We start from the raw sequence: 20,451 nt of genomic DNA on the forward strand, positions 1-20,451 counted from the left end.
GTACATGAGGATTCCGAGCACCGCCGCCGCGTGCAATGCGATGGCGCAGCCCCTACTGGAATAGGTTCTAAGCCGCAGCGCAGTACTGGTGCAACAGGCCAATCAGCTCGTCTTCGGGGTACGGCTTGCCGAGGTAGTGGTTGACCTGGAGATCATGGGCGTAGTCGCGGTGCTTTTCGGCGATGCGCGAGGTGATCACGATCACCGGCAGCGCACGCAAACGCTCGTCTGCACGGATATTGCGGATCAGGTCAAAGCCGTCCATGCGCGGCATTTCGATGTCGGAGAGCACGACAACGGGCCGCTGCTCCTGCAACAGCTCCAGCGCGTGCAACCCGTCGTGCGCGAGCACGACCTCAAAACCTTCGCGCCGCAGTAGCCGTTGCGTCACCCGGCGGACGGTGATCGAATCGTCGACGACCATGATCAAGCGCGAAGCCGTTGCCTCCGGCGCCACCATTGCTCCAGGCACTGCCCCCGGCGCCTGGGCTGCTGCCGCTGTACCGGCATGGGCACCCGCCGCAACAACCACGCAAGGCGGTGCAAACCGGGCACACTGACCATGCACCTTGGCTACAGCCAAGGGGTTGTAGATCAGGAACACCGTCCCCGAAGCCTGCACCGACATGCCAACCAACCCCGGCATCCGTGCCAGTTGGGGCCCCAGGTTCTTGACAACGGCTTCACGGTTCCCCAGCACTTCTTCGACATGCAGCGCCATGCGTTGCCCTGCGCTACAAACGATGGCGACCGAGGCATTGCGGCTCGGCGTCGATTCATGCCCTGCGCCCGGAACGCACTGCCACAGCGCATCGGCCCAATACAGGTCGATGTCCTGCCCCGCATAAGGAAAGCGGCCTGTGGCGTAGGCAGACTCCAGCGCGCTCCACGGCAGCCGCACGACCCGTTCGATCAAATGCGTGGGCACCCCGAACACCATGGCACCTGCACGCAACATCACCACCTGCGTCACGGCTGTCGTCAACGGCAACACGAGGTGGAAGCGGGTGCCTTCCCCACTGCGGGTATGCAGGTCGATGCGTCCGCCAGCGGCGTGGACATCGTTGCGGACGACATCCATGCCCACCCCACGGCCAGCGAGTTCCGTCACCGACTCTGCCGTCGATAACCCCGGGCTGAAGATCAACTGGGCGATGTCCTCTTCGGACAACACTTGGTCGGCAGTGACCCACCCCTTGCGAACGGCCCGTTCGCGAATGGCAGCGATGTCAAGCCCACCACCGTCGTCGGCAAAGGTGATCCGTACATCATTGCCCTGCTGCGCCAGCGTGATCGTGATCGTCCCTTGCGATGGCTTCCCACGCTCCAGGCGCGTGGCCTCGTCTTCCATGCCGTGGCACACCGCATTGCGCAGCAGATGTTCGAAAGCGCTGCCCATCCGATCAAGCACGCCCCGGTCGATGTCCTGCGCGCCACCGATGATCGTCAACGCAACCGATTTGCCGGCTTCCCTCGCAGCCAGCCGCACCACGCCGTGCAGGCGCTCTGCGATGCTGTCGAATTCAACCATCCGGGTACGCAACAAATCCCGTTGTAGTTCGCGGGCTTGGCGCAACTGGGCGGCCAGGGCGTCCTGCACCCCGGACACCGACTGCTGCACTTGCCCCTGTACCGTGCCGATGTCGTGTACGGACTCGGCCAACATCCGGCTCAGCTCCTGCACGCGGGTATAGCGGTCGAATTCCAAAGGATCGAAGCCCTTGTCGCTCTCGCGCGTCAGAGCCAGGCGGGACTGCAATTGGGTATCGGTTTGCAGTTCCAGATCGCGCAACTGCTGGTGCAGCCTATCGAGATTGGCAGTGAGGTCGTGCATGGCGCCGCGCAACTGGTCCACGTGCGACTCGATGCGCGCACGCGCGGTCAGCACCTCCCCGGTTTGCCCAATCATGCGTTCGATCCACTGCGAACGCACCCGCACCGTCTCCGTTCCCCCCTTCCGTACTGCAACAGGAGCGGGAGCAGCAGCCTCGGAAACATCGGCAGCGCCAGCCGTTGCCGGCACTTGTTCCGGAAAAACGATGGCCGATGCCGCAGCCGCACACACCCCCTCCATGCGGTGGACGATGGCATCGAACCCCGCAAGCAAGGCAGCCATGGCCGCAGGCGAAGCAGTGTCTACATGCTCCGCAGCGGATTCGAGCCGGTGGAGCATGTCCCCGAGCCGCATCGCCCCGGCAAGCCGCGCCCCCCCTTTGAGGGTATGCAAATCGCGCAATACGGACTGTCTGGCAGCCAGGTCTGCCGGGTTCGCGCTCCACTGGCGCAACGCGGCGCCCAGGCGAGGAAGCAGTTCGTGGGCTTCCTCTTCAAAGATGGAGAACAGATCGACATCGGGGGTATCTTGCAGCGCAGAATCTTCCCTGCTCTGTGGCGCGACGACCTCTGGTTCTTGGGCTTGCCGTGTTCCGACCGCCAGGGCAAGGTCCGACTGGCCTTGCGCCACGGATTCGGCAAGGGCTGCAAGGTGGACGGGTTCTTCCTGCATCGCAGCCATGTCGATTGATGCAGCATCGTCAGGATGCCCCACTCGCTCTGCCAAGGAGTCCGCTGACGATGGCGGAAACGGCTCCACGGCTGGCAGAGCGTCCAATGCATCAGCATCATTGTGTGCATCGACGGGCAAATCGAGATCCGGCAATTCCAGGGGAGGCAGGGCGGCAGGGCTCCAATCGCCGAAATCCAGCTCGATGGGCGCCAGGTCTTCTTCCGCCACTGTGGCGCCCGTGGCGATATCCCTATCGCTACGACCCATGGTGGGGTCCATGGCTGGTTCCATGGTGAAGTCCAAGCCAAGATCGCCGCCAAGGTCCATGCCAAAGTCGGCATCGAAGCCTGCATCGGCATCTTGCATGATGGGCCGGGACTCTTCCGGGGCATCCAGCTCGATGGCCAGCATGTCGTGCAAGGCGGAAAGCTGGGCAGGGTCGGCATCGGGCGTCTGCACTACACCAAAGGGCAGATGCCCTATGCCAAAACCATGCACCATGGCTCGCATGGATCGGGCCACCTGCACGAACAGCCCTTCCTGTTCCGCAGTGCGCACCCCGGCTGGCTGCAAATGGGCCAGCGCATGTTCCAAGGCACGGGCTAGCTCGGACAGCGCATGGAACCCCACTGTCGCCGAACTGCCTGCCAGCGAATGCACCAAACCGATGGTCGAATCCGGCACACGCTGGTGCGGCGCGGCGGCGCCCTTTTCCAGTTCGTCGACCAGACGCAAGGACCAAACTTCCGCTTCAGACAGGTAGACCTCATGCAAGGCTTTCCCAATGCCTCCCTCCTCTGTAGACGACGCCAGTTCCGGTGGTACTTCAGGCAAGGCTGCCATCGCAATGTCTTCGCCCGACGCTGCCCAGGGCGCCAGCGTAGGCAACTCCGCAAGCATGTCGCCCACTGCCTCGGTGGCGTCTGCAAGAACGTCCACGGGTGCTTCCGTCCATGCCGCAGCAGACGCAGTGTCTGCCTCCGCTGCCGGAATCAGGTCTACGGAAAAATCGAGTGCCAGGTCATCGGATTCCAGGGGCGCTTCAGCATCCCGCGATTCCTGGGGTTCTTGGAGTTCCTGGGGTTCCAGAGGCTGATCAAGGACATCGGGCGCATGGCATTCTTCGACATCCTCGGATTCGTCGACTTCCCCGAATGCAGCCAGCGCCCCGGCGTGCGCTGCTGCGTCGATCGGTGACGCAACTTCCAGCTCCGGGGGCAGTGCTGCATCCGGCTCCATGGCAGGAGGTTCCACCGCCAGCACCTCTGCTGCTGGCTGCTCTATGGAAAACAGCGGAGTCGGCGCAGTGTCTTCGGCATCGGATTCGTGCAGCAACTCCGGGGCCAAATCCGGGGTCGGCTCGGGCATCGGCGCGGCGACGGGTTCCGGCGCGGTATCTTCCCCCGGCAGTGGCAGAGCGATCAGCTCGTTGTCCATCCGCATCCGATCCGCAGCCTGGCGAAAGGGCTGTGCCGCCCACGCGCCATCGTCGTTCTCCGCGATGTCTTCAATCCACCGCGCAAAACCCTGCATGGCCCGCGAAGACAGCGTCAGCACCTCCGCGCCGATCGGCTTTTGCTGCGCGAGCCAGGCATTCATCAACTGTTCCATCGCCCACGCAGCCTCGCCAAACTCGACCAACCCCACCATCCGGGAACTGCCCTTGAGGGTATGGAACGTCCTGCGCAGACGGGTCTGCTGGTCGATATCCGCAGGACGGGACTCCAGATGCGAGATCGCGGCGATGCCGCTTTGGATGACATCGCGCGCCTCTTCGAGAAAGATGTCCCGTAGCTCATCCTCGTCTTCTTCGTCGCTAGGCGCAGGCTCGGGTGCAGGTTGCGGTGTGGGCGGGGAAGCAGGCGCCACGGGAGGCAGCGGTGAAGCGACCGGTGCTGGCGCAGGCGCCTCGTCTACAGGCGTTTTGTGGCGCCCCATCAGCGACCGGAATTCCCCCAACTGTTCGTCATACACGAACAACTGTTTGGCCAATTCCCGCTGATAGCCCAACATATCGACAAGGAAGCCCAGGGCGCCAAGACTGTTGCCGATCTTGTCGAAAACGCCAGTGCGGGCTGCAGCATCGGCATCGATATCGTCTTCCAGACACTGTTCGACACGAGAGCGAATCCGCACGGCAGCCATGGCTGCCTGATCAAGCCCCAGCACCGAAAACACGCCGCGCATCTGCGCCAGGCGCATCGGCACATCGTGCAGGGCAGTCTTGTCCACCGGATTGCGGAAGAAGGCATCCAGCGTCGTTTCGATCTCCGCCAGCGAAGCCGCCAGCTCTTGCACCACGCTGCCCATCACCTGCCGGTCGCTGACACGGCGATAGAGATCTTCCATCCACGCATCCAGCGGTTCCGAAGCCGCTCCGCCACACACCGCGTCGATGCGCTGTGCAAGCCGGGCACTGCGGTCCTCCAAAGCGTCTTCCGTGCCCAAATCTTCGTAGGCTGCATCCAGATACAACACCGAGGTCGCGACCTCCAGCGCCAACGCTGGCGTTGGGGGCTGCCCGGAACGCTGTACTTGCACCATGGACCGCAGCAAGGCATCCGCCAGATCCTTGCTTCCCGGATGCAGCCGAATCATCGAATCCGTGACCAACGTCATCTGATCCGCAGACTGCTTCATCCTGGTCATATCGCCACCGGACAACGCAGACCACGTCTCGGTCAGCGCCGCAATGCGCTTGCGCGCCTGCGCCACCAGTGCGGGGTCGAAACGACCCAGGCAAGGCCGCTCCACATCGCGAACGACAACCCCACGCAGCCCGTAGCTTTCCCGCGCCACCGACAAAATGCTCGGCGCAGGGCGCACAGGCTCGGTTTGCGCACAGTGGAACAGCAAGTCTTGCGCAAGCCGCTCGGAGATGTCCGGCACTCCCTTGGCCAGGCTACGAAATTGCGTCAGGATGCGCGAGGCGGAACGCTTTGCATACACATCCGCGCTCGCGCTGACGGTGGCCATCGCTTCGAAATACGCCGCGCACAGGCACCAGAATCCACGCGGGCGCGATTCCTGCTGCGCTGCGGCAAAGCCCAGGCTGATGTCGGAGAGGATCTGTGCCGAAGGCCCGTGCCCCGTCTTGACGACCTGGAGCACAAAGCTGTCGATGCGCGCACACACCGGCGCGTCATACGCCAGGGGGCGGATCGTCGGCGCCAGGGGAATATCCCGCCACCGCCACGGAAACACCCACAGGTCTGCGGGGTGGATGCGCTCTTCGCCCAGCTCCTTCAACACGTCGCGGTACTGCGGGAACAGCGCGACAGCCGAAGTCGTCCGCCCCTTGAGCAAGCCTTCCAAGTATTCGATGAGGGCAAAACTCGCGCCTTCGAGCTTTTGGGCAGCCCGCTCATTGCAAGTGCCCGGGCGCTGCACGAACTTCTGCGCGAGCATTTGCATCGCACGCAGTACTTTGGCTGGTACTTCCAACCCCACCATTTCTAGCGCCCCGACGGCTTGGTGCAACTGCTGCCGGGCAATGCGCAACTGGCTTGCATCCAGCGCGGCAATGTCCGACCCACGCGATGCCTCGGCATCGCGAACGAAACGCCGCAGAGCCGACACCGCGCTGTCGAGCGACTTGCGCAGTTCGTCGAGCACCCAGGCTAGGGGGCCTAGATCCGATTCCACGGGGGGAGAACTGCCGACAACGGCCACAGAAGGCTGCATACAGGGGAGATGAATTCAAAAAATGCGTGCAATCGGTGCGTACTGGATGGGTGCGTACGGAACCAGGTCATTCAGGCAATGCGAAATCGGGCAACAGACTGGCGCAATTCCTCCGCCATCTTGGAAAGCTCCCGCACTTGGGCTGCCGTCGATCGGGTTCCCTCGCTGGTTTGCTCGGTCACCGCAAAAATGTGCTGGATGTCCCCGGCCACCTCGTTGGCCAAGCTGGCCTCGCGCGAGGTCGATACCGAAAACTGCTCGATCATCTCTGCCAATCGGCGCGACACCTGGTCAATTTCCGTCAACGCAGTACCGGCGTTGTCCGACAACCGCGCCCCTGCGACTACGCCTTGCGTCGAGCGTTCCATCGCGCCGATGGCATCCTGGGTATCGGTCTGAATGGCTTTGACGAGCGCGGCGATCTGGCGCGTGGCGTCAGCAGAGCGTTCCGCCAGACGCTGTACTTCTTCAGCCACCACAGAAAACCCCCGGCCTGCATCCCCCGCCGAGGCCGCTTGAATGGCTGCATTGAGCGCAAGTACGTTGGTCTGTTCGGTGATGTCCGAAATCAGTTCGGTGATTTCCCCGATCTCCTGCGATGACTCTCCCAGCCGCTTGATGCGCTTGGAGGTCTCCTGGATTTGATCGCGAATCGCGTTCATCCCGCCGATCGAATTCTGCACGGCGTGCAGCCCGACTTCTGCGGCCTGCAACGACTGCCGGGCGACTTCCGCAGACGCCTGCGCCTGGGCAGACACGTCGTTGATCCGGCGAGCCATATCCAGGATGGCGCGGCCCGTCTCGCGAATCTCGTGCAACTGCTCTTTGGACGCAACGAGCAGTTCGGTGGAGGTGGCGTCCACATCACCGGTGGTCTGCGCCACGCGCGAGGCAGTGCCTTGCACATTGCCGACGAGCACACGCAGCTCTTCGACCGTGTAGTTCACCGAGTCGGCAATCGCCCCAGTGATGTCTTCGGTCACGGTCGCTTCCTGGGTCAGGTCCCCTTCGGCGACGGCTTGCAGCTCGTTCATCAATCGCAGAATCGCCGCCTGGTTGGCGTCGTTGACACGCTTGGCCTCCCGCTCCTGGCGCAGCGCCTGCTGGCGTTGCGCTTCGGCGTAGCTTTGGCGCCTACGGCTCTCCTGAAGCTGGGCATAAGACAAGCCCGCAGCAGCCAACAAGGCGATGACCACGCACAGCGCGAGCAGCAGGCCGAACAGCAACCCCGTCTGGGAGCCTAGGGCCAACTGCAACCCTTCGAGATCGCCGCGCAACCGCTCCGCATCGGTAGCCATGGAAGGCTGTACCGCACGCACCACAACGATGGCGGATGCCCCCTCTCGCAGAACCAGCAGTTGCTCGCGCAACGGCGCCACTATCGCTACCAACGCTGGCGGCACCCCGGCGGAATCGGCCTCTGCAGCCAGCGTTGCCAACAATTCGAGGTCCTGGCCAATGGCCGTATCCAGCCGCTCTGGCTGCGCCTGCACATCTTGCACCCACCCTGCGATACGCTGTGCCAACAGCAACCATCGCACGCTGGCCGCCAAAGGTACCGTCGTTTGCGATTCGGAGAGCAGCGCCGTCAGCCACTGCGTGGCGTTGCCTTGCATATCCATCGCCTGCCGACGCACTGCCTGCGCGGCATCAAGGGCGCGGGACATGGCCGCACGTTGGGCTGCCATCTTTTTGGCGCTTTCCTCCAAACGCACAAGTGTCGCCAACGATCCTTCCATCCGCAAACGGTACGGTTCGCGCAAGGCAGGAATTTCCTCGACGCCAGACGCCGAAGGCTGCACGCCGACTGCGCTCAACGCCCGCACGATGCGCCCAAGCTCCTCGACGCTATGCACCAGGTCGGCGGCAAAACGCAATTCCCCGCCCACCATGTGGGACAAGGCCTTGCCGACGCGCTGTGTGTGCATCAAAGCTTGTCCGATCACCGCCAACTGCTGGGCCACCATCTGGGTACGCCCCAACCCCGATACCGTCACCCCGGCCAGCGCCAGCAATGCTCCCACCAGCAAAACGGAAAAGAACCGCTGATGCTGCGCAACGGTTTTCTTGCCTAGGAAAGGGATGCGAACCAACTCCAAGGCGTCGGTCGATGCCTGCGGGGCATCGGCTTTCTCGGACTTGGGGTGCGAATCCGACCGGAGAACGGAATCCGACACGGGAATGGATCGGGCAGCATCTTCCCCCGAGATCAGCGTCGACTCGGGCGCCGAAAGACTCAACCGGGAATCCGGAGACGCTTCCCCCATCCAACGCTGTACCCATCCCCAAGCCATCACCCCCCCCTGCCCACGCATTGGGCGATGTCCAAAAATTGCGGACACGTCGCCAGCGCACGCAAATCCAGTTCTTGCCACACCACTCCCGCGCCATCTTGCCTGCACTTGCCATAGAACGCTGGGGCATTGGCGGGGGCATCCGCATCGCCCAGCGAATCAGCGCCTCGCAAACCGGCGAAGGCATCGACACGCAGCGCACACGGAACACCCAGATCGGGATGCAGGCTCAGATACTTTCCTGCTTGGATGCCGCCTGCACGCAGGGGAGTAGCGGCGTGCCCGGGCGTAGCGTCGTTCGGTATCTGGCTTGATGTCTGTCTCGATGACGGGTTCCACGCCGGGTTCGACTGCCCAACTGCCTGCCCCAGAAAAATGCCGAGATCGACCACCCCGTATAGCACCCCGCGAGCGTGGGCGACACCCAGGAACCAGTCTGCGGTATAGGGCACCGGGGTCAAAGCAGTAGCCAACAAAATTTCCCCGGACTGCGCCAACGGTAGCAGCAAAGGCAGAGAACCAGCCCGCACAGCCAGCCAAGCCGCGCAAGCCCCGTCGGCCATCGCAAGCCGCTGTACCAGGCGGAGCTGGAACTCGCGCAGACTCTCCCGTCCGCTCATGCCGTGCGCGCCGAAGCAACTGCCTGAATCTTGGTCAAGAGCTCCTCCGCGTTGATGGGCTTGACGATGTAGTCCCGCGCTCCCTGCCGCAACCCCCACACCCGATCCGTTTCCAGGCTCTTGCTGGTGCAGAGGATGATGGGAATCCCGGCGTATTGCGGATTGCGACACAACGAACGGGTAAGCTGAAAACCGTTCTGCCCAGGCATGACTACGTCCATCAGGATCAAGTCCGGCTTGTCGTTTTCCATGCAGCGCATGGCTTCCTCGGCGTTTTCAGCAATGTGTACCGTCATACCGTGGCGCAACAGAATGTCGCTGAGGAATAGCGAGTCGGTCTTGGAATCGTCGATCACCAATACCTTGCGAATCGTCATGCCAGGCTCCCTTGTGCGGCCCGATGCCCGGCCATGCCAAACTGCTGCACGGCCTGCAACAGTTGATCCTTGGTAAAAGGTTTCGTCAGGTAATCCTGCGCGCCGACCATGCGCCCACGCGCCTTGTCGAACACGCCATCCTTGGAGGAAAGCATGACCACGGGCACTCCGGCAAAACGCGCATTGCGCTTGATGATCGCGCAGGTTTGGTATCCGTCGAGCCGAGGCATGAGGATGTCGCAAAAGATGAGATCGGGCTCGTAATCGCCGACCTTGGAGAGCGCATCGAAGCCGTCCTCGGCCAACATCACCTCATGCTGACCCGCCTTGAGGAACAGTTCCGCGCTGCGGCGAATCGTATTGCTATCGTCCACGACCAGGATTTTCAAACTCGTATCCCCTATAGCCATCCGCCTCTCCCCGTGTCATTGCCACGCCTGGAGCCGAACTCCCCGACGGAACAGCCACCTGCCCGCCCACGTGAAGGCTTGCCTGCACAGGGAGCCTCCTACACATCGGCAGCCCACCAGAAATCGATCCTGAATCATAGAATAGTCGGCTTCCCTGCGGCCTGCGCCGTCTTCGTTGTTCTGTTGGTGGCTTCCTCGCTGCCTCGCTTCCTTGGATAGGTTCGCGCATGGATCGCAACGTTTTCTTGTACGAACGCGCCTCGGCGTGCATTCCCGGTGGTGTCAATTCCCCCGTTCGGGCCTTTCGCGCCGTGGGGGGCACCCCCCGCTTCATCGCCCGCGCCCAAGGCTCCGCCTTGTGGGACGCCAACGGACAGCGCTACATCGACTACATCGGCGCCTGGGGGCCGATGATTCTGGGCCATAGCCACCCCGCCGTTGTCGAAGCCGTCGAGCGCGCCTTGCGTGATGGTTTTGCTTTTGGCGCACCCACCGAGCGCGAGACCGAACTAGCCGAATTCCTCGTGGCTGCAGTGCCGTCGATGGAGATGGTGCGCCTGGTCAATTCGGGCACCGAGGCAGCGATGAGCGCGATTCGCCTGGCGCGCGGGTTCACGCAACGCAATCTGCTCGTCAAGTTTGAAGGCTGCTACCACGGGCATTGCGACCCCCTGCTGGTACACGCAGGCTCCGGCCTTTCGACGCTAGGGCATCCCTCCAGCGCTGGCGTGCCTGCGGAAGTCGCCGGGCAAACGATCGTGCTTCGGTACAACGACGTCGCCGGGCTGGAACGCGCCTTCGCCGAACACGGCCCAGCCATCGCTGCACTAATCGTCGAACCGATTTGCGGGAACATGAATTTCGTTCGTGCCAGCGTCTCTTTTCTGCGCCAATGCCGTGCGCTATGCACCCGACATGGCGCCGTGTTCATCCTCGACGAAGTCATGACGGGCTTCCGGGTGGCGTGGGGCGGCGCCCAAAGCCTCTATGCACGCGAGATTCCCGGCTTCGCCCCAGACTTGACGCTGCTCGGCAAAGTGATCGGCGGCGGGATGCCCCTGGCAGCGTTCGGTGGCAGGCGGGAGATCATGCGATGTCTCTCCCCGCTCGGGAGCGTGTACCAGGCTGGGACGCTCAGCGGGAACCCCGTCGCCACGGCCTGTGGGCTTGCCACGCTGCGCGAAGTTGCTCACGAAGGCTTTCACGACCAACTCTCGCAGACGACGCGCACGCTCCTTGCCGGGTTGCGCGCTGCGGCAGAGCGGCATGGGGTCCCCTTTTGCGCCGACTCCGAAGGGGGCATGATGGGATGGTTCCTGCTCCCCACGCTGCCCCACGACTACCCGGCAGTGATGCAAAGCAGTGGCGACTTGTTTGCCAGGTTCTTCCATGGCCTGCTCGACCGAGGCATCTACACCGCCCCGGCGCTCTTTGAAGCCGGATTCGTCAGCGCGGCCCACAGCGCGCAAGACGTCGCGGACACGATCCGCGCCGCAGACGAGGTGTTTGCGCTGCTGCGGTAGCCTTTGCGGGCCGCCCTCAGGCTCCCCGCAATGCCGACGGCTATAGTCCCCCGCTTCGTGTCGGGATCGACGCACACGCGCACACTGCCAAGCTGCTTGGTCTCGTGATCGTGCGCCTACCTCGATGCACCGCTGACAACAAGGAGCTTTCCATGCCCTTCCTCGCTTCGAGTGTCCGACTGTTGTGGGCTTTTTGCCTGGGTATGGCTGTATTGCTGTGGGGATGCCAACCCACTCCAACGCCTGTGACCACCCCAGCTTCCGCACCCGTTCCGCCAGCAGTGGTGCGCATCGGCCTGGTGATGAAAACCCTCACGAACCCCTTTTTCGTCGATATGGAAAGCGGGGCGCGCCGCGCAGCGAAGGAATTGCCCATCCAGCTCCTCGTGCGTACTGCTGCGCAAGAAACATCGATCGAACAGCAAATCCAGCTCGTCGAAGACCTGATTGCAGACAAAGTCCATGCCATCGTCATCGCCCCGGGGGATTCGCAGCGGCTCGTCCCTGCGCTGCACAAGGCACAGCGTGCAGGCATCCACATCGTCAACATCGACAACCGTCTCGACGACGCAGCGATCCAGCGCGCGCAAATGCAGCCCGTGCCATTTCTGAGCGTCGACAACGAAGCCGGCGCCTACAAAGCCGCCCAGTACCTCGCTCGCCATATCAAGGCCCCTACGCAAGCAGCCATCCTGGAAGGCATTCGCAGCGCGGACAACGCCCGGCAACGTGCCCAAGGCGCACGCAAAGCATTTGCGGAAAACCCGCACATTCACGTGGTGGCTTCGGAAACTGCGAACTGGAAGATCGACGAAGCCTATGCAGTGACCCGCAAAATCTTCGAACAGCACCCCGACATCAAACTGGTTTTTGCCTCCAACGACATCATGGCGATTGGCGCAATTCGGTACTTGCAGGAAAGGGGCCGTACCTCTGTGCAGGTCGCAGGCTTTGACGCCTTGGAAGAAGCCATCGCAGAAATCGCAGCGCGCAGATTGGTAGCCACCATCGACCAACAGGCCGCCGAACAAGGCTACCAGGGAATCCACCTCGCCTGGCGTCTGATTCAGAAACAGCCGGTATCGCCGTTGACGGTCATCGATACCCGCCTCGTCACCGCCGAATCGCTGCCGAAACAGTAGCATCCCACCGCGACATGCCGTTGCATTGCACCATGCACCGTCGCTTCGCCAGTCTCACCGTGCAGGGTTGACGTGCGGTGGCATTGCAGACTCTCGACCAAGCTGCTCGTCGGTTTGCTTGGTGCTGGGGTGTTGCCCCTGGTGCTGCTCGGCGTGGCAGCGTTCTACATCGCCCAAAACCTCGTCGTCGAACAAGCCAAAACAGAGAGCAGCCGCCTGCTCTCCAGCTTGTCTTCGTACCTGCTGCTGTACCAGGATCAGATCGACGACCTTGCCGCGAGCATCGCCGGAAACCTCGAAATCGGCCAAGCGCTGCGGCGTGCGGACGAAAAGGATGCGGACTCTTTCGACATCCTCGACACCCGCGCACGCATCGGCTACATCCTCAACAGCCACGTTCGCTCTCGCGGGTTGGTATCGATCAATGTGTATTCCCGAGGGGGCAAGCGTTTTCAGATGGGGGAAACGATCCATGCCCCACCCATCGACCCCGCAGAAGTCGATGCCCTGATCCGGGAAATCGAGCATTCCGGGCTGCCCACGCTGTGGCGCGGCATCCATGACAACCCCAATCGGCATTCGAGCCAAAGGAAGACGCTAGGCGTTGCCAGGCTCATCCAGCACTACTCGCCAACGACAGGCGCGTCGGATATCGTCGGTGTGCTCACCATCAGCCTCAATAACGCGGTCATGGACCGCTTTCTGGAAACCTCGCCCCTTCCAGAAGGAATGCAGATGATGGAGGTGGATCGACGCGGCAGTATTGCGCTGCATACCGACTCCACCCGGTTCGGTACTCCCCTGGATCCCACACTGCTCGAATCGATCTGGGCACAACGTCCTCCCCACAGTCTGCGACTAGGGCATGACATCATGCTGATGCGCATAGAACCCGCTCCCAAGCGCAATAGCACGTTGGTCGTGCTGTTGCCAGACAGGATCGTGACGCAGCAAATCCAGCGCCTGGCTGTTGCCACCTTTGGCTTCGTCCTCACGGCATTGCTGGGGGTAGTGCTGTTGGCATGGCACTTCGCACGTTCCGTTATCGCCCCCGTCCGTTTGGTTTCCGAAGGCTTCCTGGCCCTCTCGCGCGAACCCGAGGCAGCCCATGCCCCGTTGCCCATCCGGGACATCCCCGACGAAGTGGCCCAGCTCGTCCATGGCTACAACGACCACTTGCTCGCCCTCGATACCCAACGCAATTCGGCCAGGGAACTCGAACAGGCCAAGCTCGCCGCAGAGGCTGCCAGCGTGGCCAAGAGCAATTTCCTCACGACCATGTCGCATGAGATTCGCACGCCGATGAACGGCATTCTGGGCACGACGCAGCTCTTGCTACAGCCCACGCTCAGCGACCAAGATCGGCTGGAATACGCCCGCACCTTGCTGTATTCCGGGCAATCCCTGCTGAGTCTGCTCAACGACGTGCTCGATCTTTCCGCCATCGAGTCTGGCAATCTGCCCATCCACCTGTCTGCGGTCGAACCAGCGCGGATCCTCGCGGAAATCCACGCCCTCTACCTCGGTGCGGCACGAAGCAAAAACCTGCACCTAGAGCAACGCTGGGACGGCCCGCCCGCCGGGTACTACCTGTCGGACGGGTTGCGGCTGCGCCAAATGCTCTCGAACCTGCTGGCCAACGCCCTCAAGTTCACCCACAGCGGCAGCATTGGCATCGTCGGCAAGGAAGTGGAACACGTGGTGGAGCGCGGTGCAGACCATGCCATCCTCGAATTCCGCGTGCAGGACACAGGCATCGGTATCCCCCGGGAAAAACACGCCACCCTATTCCAGCCTTTTTCCCAATTCGATAGCAGCTCCACGAGGCGCTATGGAGGCAGTGGGTTGGGGTTGTCGATCGTCCGTCGGCTTGCAGCATTGCTTGGCGGCAGCGTCGGCGTGGAGAGCGACGTCGGCAAAGGCTCCACGCTGTGGTTCCGCATCCGGGCACAGCGCATGGAACACGCCGAACCGATCGCACGTGGAGAACAGATCACGACGCTGTTTGCCGACGACTCCTGCCGTGTGCTTGCACGCATCCTGCTCGTCGAAGACCACCCCGTCAACCGCATGGTTGCCGAGACGCTACTGACCCAATTGGGCGCCACCGTCGCGACGGCATCCGATGGCCAACAGGCAGTCACCCAGATCACCGGCGGCTCCACGCCCGATCTGATCCTGATGGATCTGCACATGCCCACGATGGACGGCTACGAAGCTACGGAAAGGATCCGGCAATGGGAAGCCATCCATGCCCGGGCACGCATACCTATCGTGGCGCTGACCGCCGGCGCCTTCGAGCAAGATCGCCAACGTTGCTTGGCCATTGGCATGGACGACTTCCTCACCAAACCGGTCAACGTCTCGCTCTTGCGCCAAACCATCCTGCGCCATGTTCCCCATGCACGCAGCGTCAATGAGGGATCGGCGACGCAAGCATCGACTCCCCCTCGCTCAACGCCTGTAGAACAGGTTGCCAGCGCCCCCATCCACGCCACAACGCCCCACTAATCGCCCACCCCCGGTATCTGACCAGTATCTGTAAGCGGCGATGGGATTTGCTACGATGCCCCGGCTACGTCTGCGGTGGTGCTCCCTGCCACCGGCTCCAGTACACCAACATGGATCAGCAGTCCCACCGCCCCAAAATCCTCGTCATCGACGACACCCCAGTCAACCTGCTGACCTTGGGCGCCGCGCTCAAGAACGAGTTTGATCTGCACATGGCGTCTTCCGGCGCCACGGGGCTTGCGTTGGCAAAGCAATCCCCGCCGGATCTGATCCTGCTCGACATCATGATGCCGGAAATGGATGGGTTCGAGACCTGTACCCGGCTCAAGCAGGATCCGCTGTTGCAGGACATCCCCATCGTGTTCGTGACCGCATTGCACGAGACACAGTCCGAGGTACGCGGACTCGAACTCGGCGCGGTGGACTACATCACCAAGCCCATCCAGGTCGAAACTGCCAGGCAACGGATCCGCAATCTGCTCGAACGCGAAAGGCTGCGCAAGGAAGTGCTGCGCCAGCGCGACCAGCTCGAAGCCGACATCGTCGAGCGCAAGGCTGCCGAAGCCAAGCTGCGCCTTGCAGCCAGGGTGTTCGCCAGCGCCTGCGAAGGCATCGTCATCACCGACCAGCACGGCACCATCCTGGAAGTCAACGCCGCGTTCACGAACATCACGGGCTACCTCCGTGAAGAAGTCCTCGGTCAGAACCCGCGCCTGCTCCAGTCTGGCCGACACAGTGCGGCGTTCTACCAAGCGATGTGGCGGGACCTGCGTGCCCGGGGAACCTGGAGCGGCGAGATTTGGAACCGCCACAAATCCGGCATCGCCTACGCAGAGCTGTTGACGATCACGGCGCTGCTCGACGAACGCGGCAACCCCACCAATTTCGTCGCGATGTTCAGCGACATCACCGCCTCGAAAAACCACCAACGCGAGCTGGAACTCGTCGCCCACTACGACCCCCTCACCGGACTACCCAACCGTACCCTCGTCGCAGAACGGCTGCGGCAGGGAATGACTCGTGTTCAAGGCGGTTCCCAACGATTGGCGGTGGCTTTTCTGGATTTGGACAACTTCAAGTCGATCAACGACGCCTACGGCCACCACTTCGGCGACCAGCTCATCACGACAGTGGCCAAGCGCCTCAAACAGACGCTACGTGACGGGGATACCCTCGCACGCACCGGTGGGGACGAATTCGTTGCAGTGCTGACCAATCTCGACACCAACGCTCCCAATACCCCCGTGCTGGCGCGCCTGCTGGAAATTGCCTCGCAATCGATCGACTTCGGCGACCACAGTGTCACGATGACCGCCAGCCTGGGTGTCACGTTTTACCCGCAGAACACGGACATCGACGCCGAGCAACTGCTGCGGCAGGCAGATCAGGCCTTATACCAAGCCAAGCTCTCCGGCAAAAACTGCTTCCATGTCTTCGACGCAGACCGGGACATGGGCCTACGCAGCCGCCACGAACAGGTAGACCGCATCCGCCAGGCGTTGTTGGGTGGAGAAATGCTCCTGCACTACCAGCCCAAGGTGAATATGCGCACCGGGCAGATCGTCGGCGTCGAAGCGCTCATCCGCTGGCAACATCCGCAACGCGGTCTGCTGGCTCCAGCCCATTTCCTGCCCCTCATCGACGAATCCCCCCTCGCCATCGACCTTGGCGAGTGGGTCATCGACACTGCCCTGGCGCAAATCACCCAGTGGCGCAGCATGGGCTTGCCCACCGGCATCAGCGTCAACGTGTGCGCACGCCAGCTCCAACGGGAAGATTTCGTCCCCCGGCTGCGTTCGGCACTCCAATGCCACCCCTTGGTGCAGCCAGGCGACCTCTCTCTCGAAGTGTTGGAAACCAGCGCGCTCGAAGACATTGCCGGGGTATCCGAGGTCATTACCCAGTGCAGCGCCTTGGGCGTGGAATTCGCCCTCGACGACTTCGGAACAGGCTATTCCTCGCTGACTTACCTCAAACGGCTCCCCGTGACGCTGCTCAAAATGGACCGCAGCTTCGTCCGCGACATGCTCGTCGACCCCGAAGACACCGCGATTCTCAAAGGGGTGATCGGCCTGGCCCAGGCTTTTGGCCGGGCGGTCATCGCCGAAGGGGTGGAAAGCATTGCGCACGGCACCGGCTTGCTGGAGCTGGGCTGTGAATTGGCCCAAGGCTATGCCGTTGCCAAGCCCATGCCTGCGGAGGAATACCCTGCGTGGGCCACCCAATGGCGCCCCGATCCCGCGTGGGCTGGCCACTGAGCCTTTCGTTCCCCTTGGCGCCTCGCGCCTCTCTCTTTTTTATCCCCGCAATCACGTACGGAGGTTTGCATGACGCAGTCCTATATGACGCAGTCCTGGAAGTTCGAGACCAAGTCGGTACATGCCGGCTACTCCCCAGACCCCACGACCAAGGCCGTCGCCGTCCCGATCTACCAGACGGTGGCCTACGCCTTCGATAGCGCCCAGCATGGCGCAGATCTCTTCGACCTCAAGGTCCCCGGGAACATCTACACCCGGCTCATGAACCCGACGACCGACGTGCTGGAACAACGCATGGCTGCACTCGAAGGCGGCATCGGCGCCTTGGCGGTCGCTTCCGGGCAAGCAGCGATCACCGCCGCGATCCAAACCATCGCCGAATCGGGGGACAACATCGTCTCCAGCTCGGCGCTCTACGGCGGCACGTACAACCTCTTTGCCCACACCCTTCCCCTTTCCGGCATCACCGTCCGGTTTGCGGATCCGCACGACCTGTCGGCTTGGGAACGACAGATCGACGACCGCACCAAGGCGATCTACGCAGAATCCCTGAGCAACCCGCAGGGTGCGATCGTCGACTTGGCCGCGCTCGCAGCCATTGCGCACCGTCACGGTGTTCCGCTCGTCATCGACAACACCGTTGCATCGCCCTACCTGCTACGGCCCATCGAACACGGCGCAGACATCGTCGTGCATTCGCTGACCAAATACCTGGGCGGGCACGGCAACAGCCTGGGCGGGGTGATCGTCGATAGCGGGACATTCCCCTGGGCGCAACACCCGCAGCGCTTTCGCCGCCTCAACGAACCCGATGCCAGCTACCACGGCGTGGTGTACACGCAGGCGCTGGGTCAGGCTGCGTACATCGGCCGGGCGCGGGTCGTTCCGCTCCGCAACATGGGCGCGGCCATCTCGCCGTTCAACGCCTTCCTGATCCTGCAAGGCATCGAAACCCTGGGGCTACGCATGGATCGCATCAACGCCAACACGCTGGCCGTGGCCCAGTTTCTGCAACGGCATGACAAGGTCGCCTGGGTGCAGTACGTGGGGCTGGCGGAGCACCCCGATCATGCGCTGGCACAGAAATACCTGGGTGGCAAAGGCTCCGGGCTGTTGACCTTTGGGGTACGCGCCGCTCCCGGTTCCGGGCGACAAGCCGGCGCTGCGTTCCTGGACGCGCTGCAACTCTTCACCCGGCTCGTCAACATCGGCGACACCCGCTCGCTGGCCACGCACCCTGCGTCAACAACGCACCGCCAGCTCTCTCCAGAAGAACTAGTCAAAGCAGGAGTACCGGAAGACGCCGTGCGGCTGTCTGTCGGCATCGAGCACATCGACGACCTTCTGGCAGACCTGGATCAAGCGTTGCGCACAGTGCCCGCATGAATCCGCATTCCCTGATGCGGCAGCGGGTTTCCTAGCGATGTTCAGCTACCGCCATGCCTACCATGTCGGCAACCATGCCGATGTCCTCAAACACCTGACCATCCTGGCGGTGCTGCGTCATCTGACGCAGAAAGACACTGCGCTCAGCGTCGTCGATACCCATGCCGGCGCAGGGCTGTACCGGCTGGACAGCTACGCGGCACGCCACAGCGGGGAAGCCGCTTCGGGGATCGTTCGCCTCGTCGAACGCATTGGCTCCGCCACCGTCCCACCAGCCTTGCGGGACTACCTCGATATGGTGCTGGGTTGTCAGCCTCGTGGCGCGGCGACGGTGTACCCCGGTTCGCCCTTGCTGATGTGGAAAGCGTTGCGCCCACAGGATCGCCTCGCGCTCGTCGAGCTGCACCCGCGTGACGCCAAAACGCTGCGCTCGACGTTGGGGAAGCAAGACAAACACGATGCAGCGAAGGTCACGATCCTGCAATCCGATGGCTTTGATGCCGTGCGCCAGTTTCTGCCCCCTCCCAGCCGACGGGGTTTTGTGCTGTGCGACCCCAGCTACGAAATCAAAAGCGACTACGACCGGGTGCTGGCGATGGTGTCCGACTCGCTACGCAGGTTCCCCACCGGCACCTATGCCATCTGGTACCCCATCCTTCCCCGGTACGAGGCCCACCAATTGCCGCGCAAGCTCAAAACACTGGCGCAGCGTGCGGGCATTCCCTGGCTCCACGCAACGCTGTCCATCGCCCCCCCTGCCCCCGGCGCGACGACGGGCGCCCACGGCCTCCACGACCACGGCCTACTTGCCAGCGGGATGTTCGTCCTACGTCCGCCGTTCACCTTGGAAGCAACCCTGCGGGATGCACTGCTCTGCCTGACCACGCTGCTACCCTGCACGGGCAAAGACGCTGTGACCGTGGAGACTTCTGCGCGGACTGACGGAACCACGCAGAAGGAGTAGGGAAAGCCCTACAGCTTTTGGCTCCACTTCACCAGGCGCTACTTCACCAGGCGCCAGTTCCACTGGAGCGTGCTTCCGTCCCCTCGGCATCAAGTACCCGCCGCGCGCCATTGAAACGATTGCGCCAGTACGACATCGACATGTCTTCGACCCGTACCGAAGAACCCGTGCGGGGCGAATGCACGAACCTTCCGCCCCCCAGGTAGATGCCTACATGGCTGAAGGCGCGGCGCATCGTGTTGAAGAACACCAAATCGCCAGGCTGCAATTCCGACTTGTCGATCCGCTGGGTCACCTGCGCCTGCTGCGACGCCTTGTGCGGCAACACCAAGCCAAGCGTTTGGGCGTACACGGTACGGACGAACCCGCTGCAATCGAAACCTCCATCCGGGGATTGACCACCCCGCCGGTATGGCACCCCGAGAAAACCCATGGCCGTATCGATCAGGGAAGCAGCGGAAGACCCAATCGAGGCCCCCAGCGTTGCGCTGGCCTGGTCAATCCGTTCACTCAACGCACCAAGATCCGGCAATGGCAAAGAGGAAGAGCCAGTCGGCACTGCCGGTGCCACTGGCGCCGCCGGTGCTACGGAAACCCCTGCATTCCCTGCATTCCAGGGTAGTGCTGTATCTGATACCGCAATATCCGGTACGGCTATCTTGGGTGCAGTCGTGTCCGGCACGGCTAGTACCGGTTCTGCTCCCCCCCCTTGCACGGCTTGGGTCGCTGTGGCAATCGCTCTGGGGTCCAGGTTGAACCCAGGCACTAACAAGCCG

General features: G+C 62.7%; 12 protein-coding genes. 6 read left to right on the top strand and 6 right to left on the bottom strand.

Features of this window, described 5'->3' with window-relative positions:
• Positions 1–67: 67 nt before the first annotated feature.
• From CENROD_RS05015 to CENROD_RS05035, 5 genes are all read right to left on the bottom strand, one after another.
• Positions 68–6,190: a hybrid sensor histidine kinase/response regulator gene (locus CENROD_RS05015; protein WP_022772029.1), complete on the bottom strand. Its 6,123-nt coding sequence runs from the start codon at positions 6,188–6,190 to the stop codon at positions 68–70.
• Positions 6,191–6,261: 71 nt separating this feature from the next.
• Positions 6,262–8,505 carry a methyl-accepting chemotaxis protein gene (locus CENROD_RS05020; RefSeq protein WP_022772030.1) on the bottom strand — a complete coding sequence of 748 codons (2,244 nt, stop codon included), beginning with the start codon at positions 8,503–8,505 and terminating at the stop codon, positions 6,262–6,264.
• Positions 8,484–9,104: a chemotaxis protein CheW gene (locus tag CENROD_RS05025; RefSeq protein WP_022772031.1), complete on the bottom strand. Its 621-nt coding sequence runs from the start codon at positions 9,102–9,104 to the stop codon at positions 8,484–8,486. Before CENROD_RS05025 ends, CENROD_RS05020 begins: the two co-directional genes overlap by 22 nt.
• Positions 9,101–9,481: a response regulator gene (locus CENROD_RS05030; protein ID WP_022772032.1), complete on the bottom strand. Its 381-nt coding sequence runs from the start codon at positions 9,479–9,481 to the stop codon at positions 9,101–9,103. The genes CENROD_RS05025 and CENROD_RS05030 overlap by 4 nt, the downstream gene beginning before the upstream one ends.
• On the bottom strand, positions 9,478–9,891 hold the full coding sequence (locus CENROD_RS05035) for a response regulator (RefSeq protein WP_022772033.1): 414 nt from the start codon (positions 9,889–9,891) through the stop codon (positions 9,478–9,480). Before CENROD_RS05035 ends, CENROD_RS05030 begins: the two co-directional genes overlap by 4 nt.
• A gap of 227 nt (positions 9,892–10,118) precedes the next feature.
• Here CENROD_RS05035 and hemL point away from each other — a divergent pair, with 227 nt between their 5' ends.
• The 6 genes from hemL to CENROD_RS05065 all read left to right on the top strand — a co-directional run bounded on the left by hemL (position 10,119) and on the right by CENROD_RS05065 (position 19,675).
• On the top strand, positions 10,119–11,414 hold the full coding sequence (gene hemL, locus CENROD_RS05040; protein WP_022772035.1) for a glutamate-1-semialdehyde 2,1-aminomutase: 1,296 nt from the start codon (positions 10,119–10,121) through the stop codon (positions 11,412–11,414).
• A gap of 152 nt (positions 11,415–11,566) precedes the next feature.
• Positions 11,567–12,556, top strand: coding sequence for a substrate-binding domain-containing protein (locus CENROD_RS05045; RefSeq protein ID WP_022772036.1), 990 nt, complete (start codon positions 11,567–11,569; stop codon positions 12,554–12,556).
• A gap of 72 nt (positions 12,557–12,628) precedes the next feature.
• On the top strand, positions 12,629–15,067 hold the full coding sequence (locus CENROD_RS12425; RefSeq protein WP_051360307.1) for a hybrid sensor histidine kinase/response regulator: 2,439 nt from the start codon (positions 12,629–12,631) through the stop codon (positions 15,065–15,067).
• A 110-nt stretch (positions 15,068–15,177) separates the two neighbouring features.
• Complete coding sequence (locus CENROD_RS05055) at positions 15,178–17,325, top strand: two-component system response regulator (RefSeq protein ID WP_022772038.1); 2,148 nt, start codon at positions 15,178–15,180, stop codon at positions 17,323–17,325.
• An 84-nt stretch (positions 17,326–17,409) separates the two neighbouring features.
• Positions 17,410–18,711, top strand: a complete 1,302-nt coding sequence (locus tag CENROD_RS05060) for an O-acetylhomoserine aminocarboxypropyltransferase/cysteine synthase family protein (RefSeq protein WP_041194121.1) — start codon at positions 17,410–17,412, stop codon at positions 18,709–18,711.
• 37 nt (positions 18,712–18,748) lie between these two features.
• Positions 18,749–19,675 carry a 23S rRNA (adenine(2030)-N(6))-methyltransferase RlmJ gene (locus CENROD_RS05065; protein ID WP_022772040.1) on the top strand — a complete coding sequence of 309 codons (927 nt, stop codon included), beginning with the start codon at positions 18,749–18,751 and terminating at the stop codon, positions 19,673–19,675.
• 43 nt (positions 19,676–19,718) lie between these two features.
• Here the strand turns inward: CENROD_RS05065 and CENROD_RS14290 are convergent, their stop codons facing one another.
• A complete protein-coding gene (locus tag CENROD_RS14290) occupies positions 19,719–20,177 on the bottom strand; it encodes a C40 family peptidase (protein WP_238551845.1) in 459 nt (152 codons plus the stop codon).
• Between the last annotated feature and the right edge of the window lie 274 nt (positions 20,178–20,451).

The sequence above is a fragment of the Candidatus Symbiobacter mobilis CR genome (assembly GCF_000477435.1).
Taxonomy (GTDB): Bacteria; Pseudomonadota; Gammaproteobacteria; order Burkholderiales; family Burkholderiaceae_C; genus Rhodoferax; species Rhodoferax mobilis.